Genomic DNA, 15,798 nt, shown 5'->3' on the forward strand with positions numbered 1-15,798 from the left:
CGCGGTGGTGATAGTCCTTCAAATGCCGCCGATCCCCGTCGGAGGCAGAAACGCTTATACGGGCCTGTGCCGCTTTGGGAAAGGGTGCATCCGGACCCGATCAGCGCCTTTTTGCCAAGGCTGGTCAATTTCGTGGCACTGGGGCAAGGATGGGGGTAAGGGGCAGGCCGCATCAGCGGGCCGGCCTGCGAAGTGAAAGGAAGCGCAACATGCTGTCATATCAACATATCTACCACGCCGGAAACCTGGCGGATGTGCAGAAACACGCGCTTTTGTGCCAGATGCTGGCCTATCTGACAGTGAAGGACAAACCGCTCAGCTACTTCGAAACCCACTCGGGCCGCGGCCTTTATGGGCTGGATGCGGCGGAGGCCGTCAAAACCGGGGAGGCTAAGGCGGGCATCGATGCTGTGGCCGACTTGGGTTGGTTTGATGCGGCACATCCCTACGAGCAGGCGCTGCAGACGGTGCGGGACCAGCACGGGCCGCGCAGCTATCCCGGATCGCCCCTGTTGGCGCGGCAGCTGTTGCGGGATCAGGACCGCATGTCACTGGCCGAGTTGCACCCGCAGGAACATGCGGCATTGGATGATTTGTTCCCCCGTCGGCAGGCCAATGTGGTCAAACAAGACGGCTATCAGATGGTGATGGAACGCACACCGCCTGAGCCGCGCCGGGGCCTGTTGCTGATTGATCCGGCCTATGAGGTGAAATCGGAATATGACGCCATTCCCAGCTTCGTCGCCAAGCTGCATCGCAAGTGGAACGTGGGGGTGATCGCGATCTGGTATCCAGTGCTGACCACCGGGGCGCACAAGCCGATGCTCAAGGCGCTGGAGGCATTGGATCTGCCCAAGGTGCTGCGCCATGAGGTGTCATTTGGGCCGGCCCGCCAAGGCCACCGGATGGTTGGGTCGGGCATGTTTGTGGTGAACACACCCTTCGGCACAGAAAAAGAGGCCGCCCGGTTGAGCAGCCTCTACAACAAACTCAGCTAAGGATCAGCTGTCGCCCTGTTCGGCGCTCATCGCGTCGACCTGGGTCAGCAGCTTGCGCACCTGTTCGTCCAATAGGGCGCGGCCCTGATCCACGATGGCGACATAACGCGTCATCGTCGGTTCCAGCGCGGGCACCTGCGCGCTGATGCGTGGGGCAAAGCTGTAGGCGGCCCAAAGCAATGCGGTCAGCAGCAAGGCCAATGCAAAGCCACGGCGGAAGCCGCTTTTGCCGCTGGCGACGGTGGTTTCCGGGCGCTCCATCTCACCGGGCAATTCGTGATCGGCCGCTTCAGCGGGGCGCCGGTCCGAGGCCGCACGGAGGGAGGAGTTGATTTCGTCAATGTCGGGCAGCAGATCACGACGGGAGACCGGCGTGTCATCCTCAGCCACCTCGGGCACAGGGTCTGGTTCGTCCGGCAGGCCCTTCATCCGGGCCATGCGCTCGCGCACCTGACGGGCGCGGCGGTCAGCTTCATCCTCTGGCTCACCAAGGCCCAGATCCGGCTGCGTTTCAATGCCGCCCTCTGCGGCGCGGGCACGGGCCTCACGCTCTGCCTCTTCGCGCAGCACCTCGGCAATCGACGGATCAAGCGACCGGCGTTGCGGAGACTGCGCAGTGGGTTCTGCGGGCGCGGGTTCCGGCTCTGGTGGGGCCTCTGGCTCTGGCGGGGCCTCCACTTCGGTCTCTGGCATCTCACCGGCGGTGGTTTCCGGCTCCAGCCCACTGGCGATCAGCTCTTCGCGCAGTTCCGGATCATTGTCGGGATGGTGCTGATACCAGGTGTTGCCGCAATTTGAACACTGCACATCGCGCCCGGCGTCCGGGATCACGTCATCCGGCACTTCGTACTGCGCCCCGCAATTCGGGCAGATCAAACGCATTGGCTTGCCTCTCACACCTGCTCAGCTGGTCTGTCCCAGCTTTTGTTAACCTTCGTTAACACACACCTGAATGGCGCAACTATATGGCGGAAAAGGCATTTGGAAAAGTGTAAAGCGTTTTGACCCTGTTCTGCGGTCTGGCACACAGCCGCCGTCCCGGTTTTTGGCGCATTGCATCTGTGCCGAGGCTCGTGCAGAAAAGGCAGGCAAAAACGGGGGCAGCCGGTGATTGAGCTAGAAAATGTGGCCTATAGCTATGGGGGTGGTGAGCTTCTCAGTGAGATCTCACTCAAGCTGTCGCCGGGGTCCTTCCATTTCCTGACCGGGCCATCGGGTGCGGGGAAAACCACCTTTATGAAGCTCTGCTATGGCGCGCTATTGCCTACGGCGGGTCACGTGCGCCTGTTTGACCGCGATGTGCGTCTGATGGACCGCGATGAGGTGGCGTTGAACCGACGCCGGATCGGGGTGGTGCATCAGGACTGTCAGTTCCTGGATCACCTGCCGATTGCCGAAAACATTGCGCTGCCGCTCAACGTGTCGGGCCGCGACAACATTGATGAACTGGCCAACCTCAAGGAATTGATGGCCTGGGTTGGGTTGAAATCCCGCGCTGAGGCATTGCCGCCGGAACTGTCGGGCGGCGAACGTCAACGCGCCGCGCTGGCGCGTGCGGTGATCATGTCACCGGATGTGATCCTGGCCGATGAACCCACCGGCAACATTGACTGGGAAATGTCGCAGCGGCTGCTGCGGCTGCTGGTCGAGCTGAACCGGATGGGCAAGACCATCATGGTGGCCACCCACGATATGAACCTGATCCGCGCCGCCAAAGGGCAGGTGCAGGCGCGGGTGCTGCGGATTGCCAATCGTCGGGTGCAGCTGGCGGGGGCGGATCTATGAGCGTTTTGAAGGGTTTCACCGCCCTGTTTGTGCCCGATGCGCAGGCCGACCGTGTGGTGCCCCCCACCGGGTTCACCGCAACGCTGACCACCTTCAGCGCCATTGCGATGGGCTTCCTTGCGGTCTTTGCGCTGGCGCTGACACTGGCCTCGGGCCGGTTGGCGGATCGCTGGTCAAACGAGCTGGCGCGATCCTCCACCTTGCGGATCTCAGCCCCGGAGGAGCAGATGCAGGCCCAGATCACGGCGGCGCTGCGGGTGCTGGAAACCACCCCCGGTGTCGAAAGCGCCCGCGCGCTCAGCGAAGAGGAACAAAAGGCGCTGCTGGAGCCCTTCTTTGGCCCCGACCTGCCGATCGAGGAACTGCCAATCCCGCAGCTGATTGAGATCAATGAGACCGATCAGGGCTATGACAGCACCGGGCTGCGGCTGCGGCTGGCGGCTGAGGTGCCCGGCGCGGTGCTGGATGACCATACCCGCTGGCGCAAACCGCTGGTCGAGGCGGCAACGCGGATCCGCATTCTGGGCTGGGCGGCCTTTCTGCTGATCGGCGGGGCGATGGCCGCGATGATCACCCTGGCGGCCCATGCCGCGCTTTCGGCCAACACCCAGGTGATCACGGTGCTGCGCCTTGTGGGCGCGCGCGACAGTTATATTGCCGGGGCCTTTGTGCGCCGCTTCACCTATCGCGGCTTTTCCGGTGCGGGCATCGGGGCCGGGCTGGGCGCGCTGGCCGTCTGGCTGTTGCCCGAAGCGCAGGCTGCCGGCGGCTTCCTGACCGGGCTTGGCTTTCAGGGGCTGCAGTGGCTCTGGCCGCTGGGCATCCCGCTCCTGGGCGGGGCGGTGGCCTTTGCCGCAACACGCGCCGCTGCAAAACGTAAACTGAAGGAGTTGCCGTGATGGCCTATGCCTGGCGCTGGCTGCGCAGCCTTGTGTTCAATATTCAGATGTATGTGGCCATGGCGGTTCTGGGGGTGGTCTTCTTCCCCTGGGCGCTGTTCAGCCGCAAAGGCGCCTTTGCTGCCTGCAAATCCTATTGCCGCTGGGTTCTTTGGACCGCCAGCTGGATGCTGGGGCTGAAGACCGAGGTGCGCGGTGAAGTGCCGACCGATGAGGTGATCGTTGCGGCCAAACACATGTCCTTCCTCGACATCCTGATGATCTTCAACGCGATCCCCGCGGGCAAGTTCATCATGAAACGCGAAATCCTGTTCATGCCGATCATTGGCCAGTACGGCTACCGCATCGGCTGTGTGCCGGTGAACCGGGGCAAACGCGGCAAAGCGATCAAGAAGATGGTGGCAGATGTGGCCAGCGGGGCGCAGCATCCCGGCCAGCTGGTGATCTATTCGCAGGGCACCCGCGTCGCGCCCGGGGCCAAGCTGCCCTATAAGGTCGGCACCCATGTGCTGTCTGAGGAAACCGGACAGGATGTGGTGCCCGTGGCCACCAACGCCGGGGTCCTGTGGCCGAAACGTGGCGTGGTGCGCAAAGCAGGTATTGCGGTGGTGGAGTTCCTGCCGCGTATCCCTGCGGGCCTGCCGCGGGATGAATTTATGGCCCGGTTGGAACAGGATGTGGAAAGCCGGTCCAATGCGTTGATGCGCGACGCTGGGTTTACCTTCGCTGAGGAGTGAGATGCGATGAAATGGGTTGAGGATGTTGCTGAGCTGGAAGCCGTTTATGGTGAGGCGCGCGGCGCCTCAATCTCCAAGGTCGCAAAACGGCTGACACCGGAATACCGCCGCTGGATCGAAACCTCGCGTTTCTGCGTGGTTTCCACGGTGGGGCCAGAGGGCGCCGATGGCAGCCCGCGTGGCGATGAGGGTCCGGTGGTCGTGGAACTGGATGAACGCACGCTGGCGCTGCCCGACTGGCGGGGCAACAACCGGATCGACACATTGCGCAACATCGTGCGCGACCCGCGGATCGCGCTGATGTTCATGGTGCCGGGATCGACCAATGCGGTGCGGGTCAACGGCCAGGCGCGGGTGACCTTTGACGAAGGGCTGTGCGCCCGGTTTGAAAAACAGGGCAAGCAGCCGCGCAGCGTCACGGTGATCCGTATTGACGAGATCTATGTGCAATGCGCCCGCGCGATCATGCGGTCCAAACTGTGGTCGGGTGAGGACGAAAGCGGCGATCTGCCCTCTATCGGTGAGATCCTCAGCGCAATGACCGATGGCGACATCGACGGCGACGCCTATGACCGCGAATGGCCCGACCGCGCCGCCCAGTCGATGTGGTAAGTGCGCTTTAAGCCGCATGTAAATCTGCGCTCGGGCGTCCCACCCGGACCCGCCGAGCCCTCGCGCAGATTTGCCCTGCGGGCGGGGCGTCACAGGTAACGCGACGGACGCCGTGCCGCAGGCGGTGGAAAGAGGCTTGCCTTTGACCATCTCCTCATGCTCTTTGCCGGGCATGATCCGGGTGGGATTTCATACGCTTCTGGTGCTGGCCACTGTGGTGGGCCTGCTGCTGCCGAAGATGTCGGCGGTGGTCGCCTCGCTGGTGCCGGGCGTTATGGTGGTGACCATCTGTACCGGCAGTGAAATGGTGACGCTGACGCTCAACGCGGATGGCGAACCCGTCGAAGAGGTTGAGCCGGCGGTGGATCATTGTGTGCTGGCCGATCTGATCCAGGACCAGCCACAGCCCGAAGCCCCCTGGGTCGCCCTGGCGCGCAGCTACCGCTGCCCCTTTGTGGCAACACCCAACCCCTATCAGACCTGCGATTACCTACGTCAGCAGGACCCGCCCCGCGGGCCGCCTGCGCTGATTTGAGTTCCCCAAAACCCAAATCTAACCAAACGTAGGAAATTACTCTAATGACCGACGCAACCCTGTCGTCGGCGCCCTCCGAGACTGTCTCGGGCGGTGCGCTTTATCGTCTTGTGTGGAAGTGGCACTTCCTCGCTTCTCTTTATGTTTTGCCCTTCATGGCCATGCTGGCCATCACTGGCGGCATTTACCTCTACAAGCCGCAGATCGAAGGTTGGCTGTATGCAGATCAGATGTATGTGGCTGTGGGCGACAACCCCCTGCCGATTGAGGATCAGCTGACCGCATTGCAGGGGGGCCCCGGCGTGAAACGGCTGCGCGGCATCACCCACTTTGATGATCCCAGCCGCTCCACCTTTGTGGAGTTCAACACCAGCGACAACATCCGCAGCTATGCCTGGATCGATCCCTATACCGGGACGCTCTTGGGGCATGTGGCCCGGGATGAGACCCTGATGCGGATGCTGAAAAAGTTCCACGGTGAACTGCTGTTGGGAAAATTCGGCACCAAGTTTGTCGAGCTTTCTGCCCATTGGGCCATCGTGATGTTTGTCACCGGTGCCTACCTGTGGTGGCCGCGTGGCAGGCGGTCCCTGGCAAAGGCGGTGCAGCCGCCGCGCGGTACCCCGAAAACCCGGGGACGCAGCTGGTGGCGCGAGACCCATCTGTTCACCGGCATGCTGGCCACCGTTCTGGTGGTGCCGATCCTGGTGACCGGTCTGCCCTGGACCGATGTCTGGGGCGGTGGCCTCAGCTATGTGCAGAAACAGACCGGACAAAGCAGCGGCAGCCTGCGGTTTTCCCGCAAAGTGCCCGGGTCCACCACCAGTGAGGGGGAGACCCTGGCCTATGCAGAGGTCTTTGCCATCGCAGAGGCGGAAGGGTTGGTGGCCCCCTATGAGATGCGGCCGCCGAAAAACGAAAGCGCGGCGTTTTGGCTGCGCTCCGCCAGCCGGGACCGGGCTGAGCAGACTGAGCTGATCATCGATCAATACAGCGGCGCGGTGCTGAAACGGCATGAGTTCGGTGACAACCCCGTGGTGGCGCGGGCGGTCAGCTGGGGCATCTCCTTCCATCAGGGGGAGATGTATGGCTGGCTGAACCTGGCGCAGAACACGCTGGCAGCAGTGCTGGCCTTTGTGCTGTCGCTCAGCGGTTTTGTGGCGTGGTGGAAACGGCGCCCTGCCGGGCGGCTTGGGGTGCCTGCGGCGCCTGAGGCTTCGCTGGGCTGGGGGATGATTGCACTGGTTGTGGTGCTGTCAGCCCTGCTGCCACTGATGGGGGCCAGCCTGATCCTGGCTCTGATCCTGGACCGGCTGCTGCTGCGCCGCTTGGGTTGGTTCCAAAACGCCTGACGCTGTGAGAGACAAACAAAAACGGGGGCGGGTTTCGCCCCCGGACACAGGCCGTTGAGGGTGGCCTCACGATCGCCCGTGACAGATTGCGGAGTTAGACGGACAGCGCCCGTTTCACCCGGTGATCGTCCTGGAAATAGCGGATCACCTGTTGCAACCCACTGTCCAGCGGGGTGCTGGGCGACCAGCCCAGACGGTCCCGCGCACGGGTCAGATCAGGGCGGCGCACCTGTGGGTCATCCTGCGGCATTTCGCAGTCCTGCGTCTGCAAAGGCACGCCGACCAGCGCGGCCACAGCTTCGGCCAGGCTATAGACCGTTTGTTCAACATCACTGCCGATATTAACCACCAGCCCCTGCAGCCCGTCATTGGCGCCCAGCCGCAGCAACCCATCCACCGTATCCGCCACATAGCAGAAACAGCGGGTCTGCTGGCCGTGGCCATAGACGGTCAGCGGTTTGCCCTCCAGTGCCTGACGCACGAAGTTGGGCACCACCCGGCCATCGTTCAGCGCCATGCGCGGCCCATAGGTGTTGAAGATCCGGGCGATGCGGATGTCCATGTCATAGCTGCGGATCATATCCATCAGCAGCGTTTCAGCGGCTCGTTTGCCCTCATCGTAACAGGCGCGGATGCCATGCATCGAGACATTGCCGGTGTAGCTTTCGCTTTGTGGCGACACCAGCGGATCGCCATAGACCTCACTGGTGGAGGCCTGGACCATCCGTGCGCCTTGGGCGCGGGCAAATTCAGCCAGATTGTCCGTGCCATAGACCGAGGTGCGCCAGGTGCGCAGGGGATCGGCCTGATAGTGTTTCGGCGCCGCAGGGCAGGCGAGGTTATAGACCAGATCCACGGGTCCAATGCCGGCAGGCAAAGGCCGGGTGATGTCATGTTCGATGATCTCGGGCTGATCCAGATGGCTTAGAAAGGCGGCATCACCGGTGTGGAAATTGTCCAGAATGACCGGGGTTGCGCCAAGTGCGATCAGCGCGTCCACCAGATGGGAGCCGACAAACCCGGCGCCCCCGGCGACCAATACGCGTTTGCCTGCAAGTTCCGATACCATAACCAATGCCTTTGCTGTCTCAATCGCCAGACGTTAGCACGCGCGGCGCGTGAGCGACAAACAGAGTCTGAAGCAAAAAGACCACCCCGAAGGGTGGCCTCTCATGGTCGTTCTGACCCGTTTGATTAGGCGTGGATGGCGCCGTCGCCGCAGGCGAGGGCGGCTTCGCGCACGGCTTCCGAGAAGGTCGGGTGGGCGTGGCAGGTCAGGGCGATGTCTTCGGCAGAGGCGCCGAATTCCATGCCGACGCAGATCTCATGGATCAGGTCACCTGCGGCCGGGCCGATGATGTGGCAGCCGAGGATGCGGTCAGTTTCCGCATCGGCCAGCAGTTTCACAAAGCCTTCACCCTGGTGCACCGCTTTGGCGCGGGCGTTGCCCATGAAGGGGAACTTGCCAACCTTATAGGCGCGGCCTTCTTCTTTCAGCTGCTCCTCGGTTTTGCCAACGCTGGCAACTTCGGGCGTGGTGTAGATCACACCGGGGATCACGTCGTAGTTCACGTGACCATGTTTGCCGGCGATGCATTCGGCGGCTGCCATGCCTTCGTCTTCGGCTTTGTGGGCCAGCATCGGGCCATCGATGGCGTCGCCGATCGCGTAGATGCCTTTGACGTTGGTTTCCCAATGCGCATTGGTCTTGATCTGACCGCGCGGGGACATTTCCACACCCAGTGCTTCCAGACCCAGACCATCGGTGAAGGGTTTGCGGCCGGTTGCCACCAGCACCACATCGGCGTCCAGCGTCTCTTCGGTGTCTTTCTTCAGCAGCTTATAGGTGACCTTGGCTTTGGTCTTGGTGGTTTCCACCTTCTGAACCGCAGCGCTCATCACAAACTTCAGCCCCTGCTTTTTCAGCATCCGCTGGAAGTTTTTCTGGATGTCGCCGTCCATGCCGGGGGTGATTTTGTCGAGGTATTCAACAACGGTCACCTCAGTGCCCAGTCGCTGATAGACCGAGCCCAGTTCCAGACCGATCACACCGGCGCCGATGACAACCATCTTCTTGGGGATCTTCGGCAGATCCAGCGCGCCGGTGGAGGACACAACCAGGTTCTCATCAATCTCAACACCGGGGATCGAGGAAGGTTCGGAACCCGAGGCGACGATGATGTTTTTGGCCTCATGGACCTCATCACCCACTTTGACCTTGCCGGCCTCAGGGATCGATCCCCAGCCTTTCAGCCAGTCGACCTTGTTCTTTTTGAACAGGAACTCGATGCCCTTGGTGTTGCCTTCGACAACCTCACCTTTGTAGGCCTTCATCTGGTCCCAATCGACCGACGGGGATTTGCCCTTCAGGCCCATTTTGGCAAAGTTGTGCTCGGCCTCGTGCAGCTGGTGGCTGGCGTGCAGCAGCGCCTTGGAGGGGATGCAGCCCACGTTGAGGCAGGTACCGCCAAGCGTTTCGCGGCCTTCTACACAGGCGGTTTTCAGGCCCAGCTGGGCGGCGCGGATCGCTGCGACATAGCCACCGGGGCCGGCGCCGATTACGATGACGTCATATTGTGCCATGAGGTGTCTCCGTCAGGTCTCTTTATTGGTGTCACATATGTTTCGGATGGGGTTCAGGCAATGCGCCCTGCGGCCCAAACGGACCGTTCCCCGGAGAATTATTTTGGCAAACGAAGAAGTCATTTTGCATGCTCCGTTGACCATAGTCTGCGCTGGCTTTCGGTGAGGATAGCGTTGCGGCGGGTTTCGAACCAGTCCCGGCATTTCTGTTCCGCCTCAGCGACGCCGGGCAGGGCGCGCAGACGGGCCAGATTGGCCTCAAGTGAGGGCAGATGGCGCAGGATGGCGCGGTCTTCGACATCGTTGCGATTGGCCTTGCGATGCCAGGCCGAGCCGAGGTGGTACTTGCGCTCGCCCACCTTCCCCTGACCATCGCCCCGGTCGTTTTTCATCAGGAACAGGTCCTGCGATTTTACGGCATAGTGATTGATCCGCGCGGTTTTGGCGGCGCAGGCCAGATCATGGGGGCGGAAGCGCGAGGATTTGCGCTGGTGCAGCGAGGCGTTTGACAGAGGCGTGCCGTCGGCATTGACCACTTTGGGATCCGCCATGGTGGGCTGGCGCGGGTTGTGGTCGGTGGCGGCCTTGAAGCTGGCGACACGGAACAGGCATTTGGACTTGCTCTGACCTGGCTCCGGCGCGGGTTCCGCGCGGGTGAAGGCCTGAACCACATTGTCTCCGGCGGCCCAATGGGTCCGCCCGCTGTCGCCAAAGGTGCGCCAGATGATCGGCACGCAATCGGCATCCTGCACGTTCTGCAGCAGTGCCGGCAGCTTGCCATCGCCGGCCTCAATCAACAGAAACTCATCACTGTCGATGTGCAGGCACCAGGTGGTGGTGTTCCGGCGCAGATGGGCCAGGGCATGATCCATGCCCTTATCCTGCGGGTTGTCCCCGGCGGTCAGCGTCTGGCGGATATGGCTCACCTCGCCGTGCTGGGCCAGCAGGTCCAGCAACTGGTCGGAGTGATCGGTGCAATCATTGGTCACGATCACCACCTCATCAAACCCAAGGGTCTGATGATAGGCGATCCATTCCAGCACAAAGATCCCCTCATTGCGCATGCAAGAGGTGAGGGTCAATGTTACAGCCATTTTTCCGGGCTTTCCCTGAAAAACGGTGGTGAACTACAAGTGCTTGACCAACAAGGCTCGCCGTGCCTGTTGGGCAATGGGCTGTGGCACGGAAATAGCTGCGAGATAAACATGTGAGGCAGTCTATCGGTTACGCTGCTGCTTCAGTAGTTTCACAACCAAAGCTGCCTCTGCGGGTTTCAAAAGGGCGGTGATGATCCCGACCGCATGAACGCTGAAATACAAACTGGAGGTCAGAAACAAAAAAGGCCGGAGCTTTTCGAAGTTCAGATACTCCCACCCGGTCAAGGCATAAAACATACCAAAGGCCAAACCAAAGTACTTCATCGCCTGTATCGGCAGTCTTGGCTGGAGGCCCGCCAACAAAGCGAGGGCGGCCTTGTTAAGGAACATCAATGTCAAGAAACATAAAAGAAAGCTGTAATGTAGAGCAAGACTGGCCCCAAGTGAGTGAGATGTGTTCGGCAGAAACAACTGCGCGGTCAACCACAAACCTATGAGTGTGGGGCAGGCACGCCAAATGAAGTAAAAACGCGCGTTTTGGATATCTTGGCGATCAACGTGCATTTGGCGTGCCTTAAGTTTCAATAATTACGTTGCTTGACCTGTTACAGATCCATCAGCAGGCGGCGGGGATCTTCCAGCGCTTCTTTGACGCGCACCAGGAAGGTCACGGCGCCTTTGCCGTCAACGATACGGTGGTCATAGCTGAGCGCCAGATACATCATCGGACGGATCACAACCTGACCGTTGATCGCCATCGGGCGGTCCTGGATCTTGTGCATGCCGAGGATACCGGACTGCGGTGGGTTCAGGATCGGCGAGGACATCAGCGAGCCATAGACACCACCGTTGGAGATGGTGAAGGTGCCGCCCTGCATTTCGGCCATCGACAGTTTGCCGTCACGGGCGCGGCGGCCTTTTTCACCGATGGCTTTCTCGATCTCAGCAAAAGACATCGAGTCGGCGTCACGGATCACCGGTACCACCAGACCCTGCGGGGTACCCGCAGCCACGCCCATGTGGACGTAGTTTTTGTAGACGATGTCGGTGCCGTCGATTTCGGCGTTCACCTCAGGCACTTCTTTCAGCGCGTGCACACAGGCCTTGGTGAAGAAGGACATGAAGCCCAGACGGACGCCGTGTTTCTTCTCAAACAGGTCTTTGTACTCTTTGCGCAGCGCCATCACCTCGGTCATGTCGACCTCATTGTAGGTGGTCAGCATGGCGGCGGTGTTCTGGCTGTCTTTCAGACGACGGGCGATGGTCTGACGCATCTTGGTCATCTTCACGCGCTCTTCGCGCGAGGCATCATCGGCGCTGACCGGACCACGCGGAACCGCGGCAGGGGCCGGTGCGGCGGCGGGTGCCGGGGCTGCAGCGGCTGCGGCTGCGGCGCGGGCCACGTCGGTTTTGGTGGCGCGACCATCGCGGCCGGTGCCGGTCACCGCGTCACGGCTGAGGCCAGCCTCGGCCATGGCTTTTTCAGCGGCCGGGCCATCCTTGATGTCCTTGGCGCCGGTTGCCGGGGCTGCGGCGGGGGCTGCAGCGGCGGCCGGGGCGGCAGAAACAGCTGCGCCAGCACCGGCAGAGATCACGGCCAGTTTGGCGGTGGCATCCACGGTGGTGCCTTCGGGGGCAACGATTTCGGCCAGAACGCCAGCGGCGGGCGCGGGCACTTCAACCGACACTTTGTCCGTTTCCAGCTCACACAGCATTTCGTCCTGCGCAACGCTGTCACCTACCTTTTTGAACCAGGTCGAAACGGTGGCTTCAGACACCGATTCACCCAAGGAGGGCACCATAACGTCGATCGCCTGTGCGTCTGCCGCAGGGGCAGCGGCCGGGGCGCTTGCGGCGGCGGGGGCCGGTGCAGCAGCGGCGCCACCTTCGGTGATGTTGGCCAGCAGGGCGTCAACACCTACGGTTTCGCCTTCGGCGGCCACAATCTCGGCCAGGACACCCGCAGCGGGGCTGGGCACTTCGACGGTGACCTTATCGGTTTCCAGCTCGCAGAGCATTTCGTCAGCAGCCACGGCATCGCCCGGCTTCTTGAACCAGGTGGCGACAGTGGCTTCGGTCACGGATTCGCCCAGGGTGGGGACGCGAACTTCAGTCGTCATGGGTTATTTCCCTTCGATGGTCAGCGCTTCGTTCACGAGCGCGGCTTGTTGTGCTTTGTGCTGGCTGGCCAGACCGGTCGCCGGCGAAGCCGAGGCGGCGCGGCCGGCATAGACCGGGCGGGTGTGTTTGGCTTTGATGCGGCTCAGGCACCATTCGATGTTGGGTTCGATGAACGACCAGGGGCCCTGGTTCTTCGGCTCTTCCTGACACCAGACCATTTCGGCGTTTTTGAAACGCTCCAGCTCTTTGGTCAGCGACATGGCCGGGAACGGGTAGAACTGTTCGACACGCAGCAGGTAGACATCATCGATGCCGCGGGCGTCACGCTCCTCCAAGAGGTCGAAGTAGACCTTGCCGGAACACATGACCACGCGCTTGATCTTGTCATCAGCCACCAGTTTGGTGTCCGAGTTGCCTTTCTGCGCGTCATCCCAAAGCACCCGGTGGAACGAAGAGCCGGTGGTGAAGTCTTCGGCTTCCGAGATGCAGAGCTTGTGGCGCAGGAGCGACTTCGGCGTCATCAGGATCAGCGGCTTCCGGAAGGTCCGGTGCAGCTGACGGCGCAGGATGTGGAAGTAGTTTGCAGGCGTTGTACAGTTGGCCACGATCCAGTTGTCGCCGCCGCACATCTGCAGGAACCGCTCCAGTCGGGCCGAGGAGTGCTCAGGACCCTGGCCTTCGAAACCATGCGGCAGCATGCAGACCAGGCCGGACATCCGCAGCCATTTCGATTCACCCGAGGAGATGAACTGATCGAACATGATCTGGGCGCCGTTGGCGAAATCGCCAAACTGGGCTTCCCACATGGTCAGCGCGTTCGGTTCGGCCAGCGAGTAGCCGTACTCAAAGCCCAGAACCGCATATTCGGACAGGGCGCTGTCGATCACCTCATAGCGCGACTGGCCGTCACGGATGTGGTTCAGCGGGAAGAAGCGTTCTTCGGTTTCCTGGTTCACAATGCCCGAGTGACGCTGCGAGAAGGTGCCGCGGGTGGCATCCTGCCCGGACAGGCGCACCGGATAGCCTTCGGTCAGCAGCGAGCCAAAAGCCAGCGCTTCGGCCGTGGCCCAGTCAAAACCTTTGCCGGTTTCAAACATCTTGGCCTTGGCATCCAGAATACGGGCCACGGTCTTGTGGGCCGGGAAACCTTCGGGCAGGCGGCTCAGCGCGCCGCCAACCTCGGCCAGGGTTTCCGGTTTGATCGAGGTCTGACCACGCTGGTAGTCCTCATCCTGTTTGTCCAGATGCGACCAGCGGCCATCCAGCCAGTCAGCCTTGTTGGGCTTATACTCTTTGCCGGTCTCGAACTCTTCGTTCAGATGCGCCTGGAACGAGGCCTTCATGTCCTCGATCTCACCTTCGGGGATCAGCCCGTCGGCAACCAGACGGTCGGTGTAAAGCTGCAGCGTGGTCTTATGCTTCTTGATGTTTTTATACATCAGCGGGTTGGTGAACATCGGCTCATCGCCTTCGTTGTGACCAAACCGGCGGTAGCAGAAGATATCAATCACCACGTCCTTGCGGAACTTCTGACGGAACTCAGTTGCGACCTTGGCGGCGTGAACCACTGCCTCGGGATCATCCCCGTTCACGTGGAAGATCGGCGCCTCAACCACCAGCGCGTTGTCGGTGGGGTAGGGCGAGGAGCGCGAGAAATGCGGGGCGGTGGTGAAACCGATCTGGTTGTTTACCACGATATGGATGGTGCCGCCGGTCTTGTGACCGCGCAGACCCGAAAGGGCGAAACATTCCGCCACAACACCCTGGCCGGCAAAGGCCGCGTCACCGTGCAACAGCACCGGCACAACCGAGGTGCGCTCGTCATCTTTCAGCTGGTCGGTTTTGGCGCGGGCCTTGCCCAGCACAACCGGGTTAACAGCCTCAAGGTGGCTGGGGTTCGCGGTCAGCGACAGGTGCACCGAGTTGCCGTCAAATTCACGGTCGGAGGAGGCACCCAGGTGGTATTTCACATCACCAGAGCCATCGACGTCTTCGGGTTTGAAGCTGCCACCCTGGAATTCGTTGAAGATGGCGCGGTAAGGCTTGCTCATCACGTTGGCCAGGATGTTCAAACGACCGCGGTGCGGCATGCCGATCACCACTTCTTTGACGCCCAGACTGCCGCCACGTTTGATGATCTGCTCCATCGCCGGGATCAGCGCTTCGCCGCCGTCCAGACCAAAGCGTTTGGTGCCCATGTATTTCACGTGCAGGAACTTCTCAAAGCCCTCGGCCTCAACCAGCTTGTTCAGGATCGCTTTGCGGCCCTCACGGGTGAAGGTGATTTCCTTGTTGTAGCCCTCGATCCGCTCTTTCAGCCACGAGGCCTCTTCGGGGTTGGAAATATGCATGTACTGCAGGGCAAAGGTGCCGCAATAGGTGCGCTTCACGATGTCCATGATCTGACGCAGTGAGGCGATCTGCAGCCCCAGCACGTTGTCGATGAAAATCGGGCGGTCTAGATCGGCGTCAGTGAAGCCGTAAGATTTGTAATCCAGTTCAGGATGCGGGGTCTGGTCGCGCATGCCCAGCGGGTCGATGTCCGCGATCAGGTGGCCGCGGATCCGGTAGGCGCGGATGATCATCAGCGCGCGGATCGAATCCAGAACTGCGCGTTTGATCGCCTCATCAGAAACCTCAACACCCTTTTCGGCGGCTTTTTCCTTGATCTTCTTGCCAGCGCCTTTTGCCTCGGCCGCCGGGGCGGGCCACTGACCGTCCAGCGCGGCGGTCAGGTCATCATTGGGCATCGGCGGCCAGTCAGAGCGCGCCCAGGAGGGGCCAGCGGCCTCGGCCTTCACGTCCAGCTCAGCATCACCCAGCTGGCGGAAGAACTCCTGCCACACCTCATCGACCGCATTCGGGTCGGCGGCGTAGCGGGCGTACATCTGTTCCAGATATTCCGCGTTATGCCCCTGCATGAAAGAGGAGGCATGGAAGAGGTCGTTGGGGCTTTGATCGTTCATTTTTGCGTTCCTTGTGTCCGACCTGAAGCAACAGGAGAGAGACCCGAGTGATCTTGGTTCCGGTCCCTGCCGCGATGCTTCGGCAAATGGGAATGCGGGCGGGGTGTTAAAAA

14 protein-coding genes are annotated in these 15,798 nt (G+C 61.4%); 7 read left to right on the top strand and 7 right to left on the bottom strand.

From position 1 onward, the window contains the following. Positions 1 to 209 precede the first annotated feature (209 nt). Positions 210 to 998: a 23S rRNA (adenine(2030)-N(6))-methyltransferase RlmJ gene (locus ACORLH_RS02855; RefSeq protein WP_321831098.1), complete on the top strand. Its 789-nt coding sequence runs from the start codon at positions 210 to 212 to the stop codon at positions 996 to 998. 3 nt (positions 999 to 1,001) lie between these two features. On the opposite strand, the gene ACORLH_RS02860 is transcribed toward ACORLH_RS02855, so the two are convergent. Next, entirely contained in the window at positions 1,002 to 1,880 is an 879-nt protein-coding gene (locus tag ACORLH_RS02860; RefSeq protein ID WP_321831099.1) for a zinc-ribbon domain-containing protein, read from the bottom strand. 225 nt (positions 1,881 to 2,105) lie between these two features. Between ACORLH_RS02860 and ACORLH_RS02865 the strand changes: the two genes are divergently transcribed. The 6 genes from ACORLH_RS02865 (at position 2,106) to ACORLH_RS02890 (ending at position 6,918) form a co-directional block, all read left to right on the top strand. Then, a complete protein-coding gene (locus tag ACORLH_RS02865) occupies positions 2,106 to 2,783 on the top strand; it encodes a cell division ATP-binding protein FtsE (RefSeq protein WP_321831100.1) in 678 nt (225 codons plus the stop codon). Continuing rightward, a complete protein-coding gene (locus tag ACORLH_RS02870; RefSeq protein WP_321831101.1) occupies positions 2,780 to 3,682 on the top strand; it encodes a cell division protein FtsX in 903 nt (300 codons plus the stop codon). The genes ACORLH_RS02865 and ACORLH_RS02870 overlap by 4 nt, the downstream gene beginning before the upstream one ends. Continuing rightward, positions 3,682 to 4,419 (top strand): lysophospholipid acyltransferase family protein, encoded by a 738-nt coding sequence (locus ACORLH_RS02875; protein WP_321831102.1) that lies wholly within the window; start codon positions 3,682 to 3,684, stop codon positions 4,417 to 4,419. The genes ACORLH_RS02870 and ACORLH_RS02875 overlap by 1 nt, the downstream gene beginning before the upstream one ends. Positions 4,420 to 4,425: 6 nt before the next feature. Next, positions 4,426 to 5,031: a pyridoxamine 5'-phosphate oxidase family protein gene (locus tag ACORLH_RS02880; protein WP_321831103.1), complete on the top strand. Its 606-nt coding sequence runs from the start codon at positions 4,426 to 4,428 to the stop codon at positions 5,029 to 5,031. A gap of 142 nt (positions 5,032 to 5,173) precedes the next feature. Continuing rightward, positions 5,174 to 5,566 carry a hypothetical protein gene (locus ACORLH_RS02885; RefSeq protein ID WP_321831105.1) on the top strand — a complete coding sequence of 131 codons (393 nt, stop codon included), beginning with the start codon at positions 5,174 to 5,176 and terminating at the stop codon, positions 5,564 to 5,566. 44 nt (positions 5,567 to 5,610) lie between these two features. Next, positions 5,611 to 6,918: a PepSY domain-containing protein gene (locus ACORLH_RS02890; RefSeq protein ID WP_321831106.1), complete on the top strand. Its 1,308-nt coding sequence runs from the start codon at positions 5,611 to 5,613 to the stop codon at positions 6,916 to 6,918. 94 nt (positions 6,919 to 7,012) lie between these two features. On the opposite strand, the gene ACORLH_RS02895 is transcribed toward ACORLH_RS02890, so the two are convergent. The 6 genes from ACORLH_RS02895 to ACORLH_RS02920 form a co-directional block, all read right to left on the bottom strand. Continuing rightward, entirely contained in the window at positions 7,013 to 7,987 is a 975-nt protein-coding gene (locus ACORLH_RS02895; RefSeq protein WP_321831107.1) for an NAD-dependent epimerase/dehydratase family protein, read from the bottom strand. A 125-nt stretch (positions 7,988 to 8,112) separates the two neighbouring features. After that, entirely contained in the window at positions 8,113 to 9,501 is a 1,389-nt protein-coding gene (gene lpdA / locus ACORLH_RS02900) for a dihydrolipoyl dehydrogenase (RefSeq protein WP_321831108.1), read from the bottom strand. Between the two features lie 119 nt (positions 9,502 to 9,620). After that, positions 9,621 to 10,595, bottom strand: coding sequence for a glycosyltransferase family 2 protein (locus tag ACORLH_RS02905; RefSeq protein ID WP_321831109.1), 975 nt, complete (start codon positions 10,593 to 10,595; stop codon positions 9,621 to 9,623). Between the two features lie 123 nt (positions 10,596 to 10,718). Further along, positions 10,719 to 11,162 carry a hypothetical protein gene (locus tag ACORLH_RS02910; protein WP_321831110.1) on the bottom strand — a complete coding sequence of 148 codons (444 nt, stop codon included), beginning with the start codon at positions 11,160 to 11,162 and terminating at the stop codon, positions 10,719 to 10,721. Between the two features lie 41 nt (positions 11,163 to 11,203). Next, positions 11,204 to 12,718: a 2-oxoglutarate dehydrogenase complex dihydrolipoyllysine-residue succinyltransferase gene (gene odhB, locus ACORLH_RS02915; RefSeq protein WP_321831111.1), complete on the bottom strand. Its 1,515-nt coding sequence runs from the start codon at positions 12,716 to 12,718 to the stop codon at positions 11,204 to 11,206. 3 nt (positions 12,719 to 12,721) lie between these two features. Continuing rightward, a complete protein-coding gene (locus ACORLH_RS02920) occupies positions 12,722 to 15,685 on the bottom strand; it encodes a 2-oxoglutarate dehydrogenase E1 component (RefSeq protein WP_321831112.1) in 2,964 nt (987 codons plus the stop codon). Positions 15,686 to 15,798 lie beyond the last annotated feature (113 nt).

The sequence above is a fragment of the Thalassovita sp. genome (assembly GCF_963691685.1).
Lineage (GTDB): Bacteria > Pseudomonadota > Alphaproteobacteria > Rhodobacterales > Rhodobacteraceae > Thalassobius.

Coding starts and splice junctions, on each gene's coding strand:
- ACORLH_RS02855 (WP_321831098.1), top strand. CDS start 210: ATGCTGTCATATCAACATATCTACCACGCCGGAAACCTGGCGGATGTG.
- ACORLH_RS02860 (WP_321831099.1), bottom strand. CDS start 1,880: ATGCGTTTGATCTGCCCGAATTGCGGGGCGCAGTACGAAGTGCCGGAT.
- ACORLH_RS02870 (WP_321831101.1), top strand. CDS start 2,780: ATGAGCGTTTTGAAGGGTTTCACCGCCCTGTTTGTGCCCGATGCGCAG.
- ACORLH_RS02875 (WP_321831102.1), top strand. CDS start 3,682: ATGGCCTATGCCTGGCGCTGGCTGCGCAGCCTTGTGTTCAATATTCAG.
- ACORLH_RS02880 (WP_321831103.1), top strand. CDS start 4,426: ATGAAATGGGTTGAGGATGTTGCTGAGCTGGAAGCCGTTTATGGTGAG.
- ACORLH_RS02890 (WP_321831106.1), top strand. CDS start 5,611: ATGACCGACGCAACCCTGTCGTCGGCGCCCTCCGAGACTGTCTCGGGC.
- ACORLH_RS02895 (WP_321831107.1), bottom strand. CDS start 7,987: ATGGTATCGGAACTTGCAGGCAAACGCGTATTGGTCGCCGGGGGCGCC.
- lpdA (WP_321831108.1), bottom strand. CDS start 9,501: ATGGCACAATATGACGTCATCGTAATCGGCGCCGGCCCCGGTGGCTAT.
- ACORLH_RS02905 (WP_321831109.1), bottom strand. CDS start 10,595: ATGGCTGTAACATTGACCCTCACCTCTTGCATGCGCAATGAGGGGATC.
- ACORLH_RS02910 (WP_321831110.1), bottom strand. CDS start 11,162: ATGCACGTTGATCGCCAAGATATCCAAAACGCGCGTTTTTACTTCATT.
- odhB (WP_321831111.1), bottom strand. CDS start 12,718: ATGACGACTGAAGTTCGCGTCCCCACCCTGGGCGAATCCGTGACCGAA.
- ACORLH_RS02920 (WP_321831112.1), bottom strand. CDS start 15,685: ATGAACGATCAAAGCCCCAACGACCTCTTCCATGCCTCCTCTTTCATG.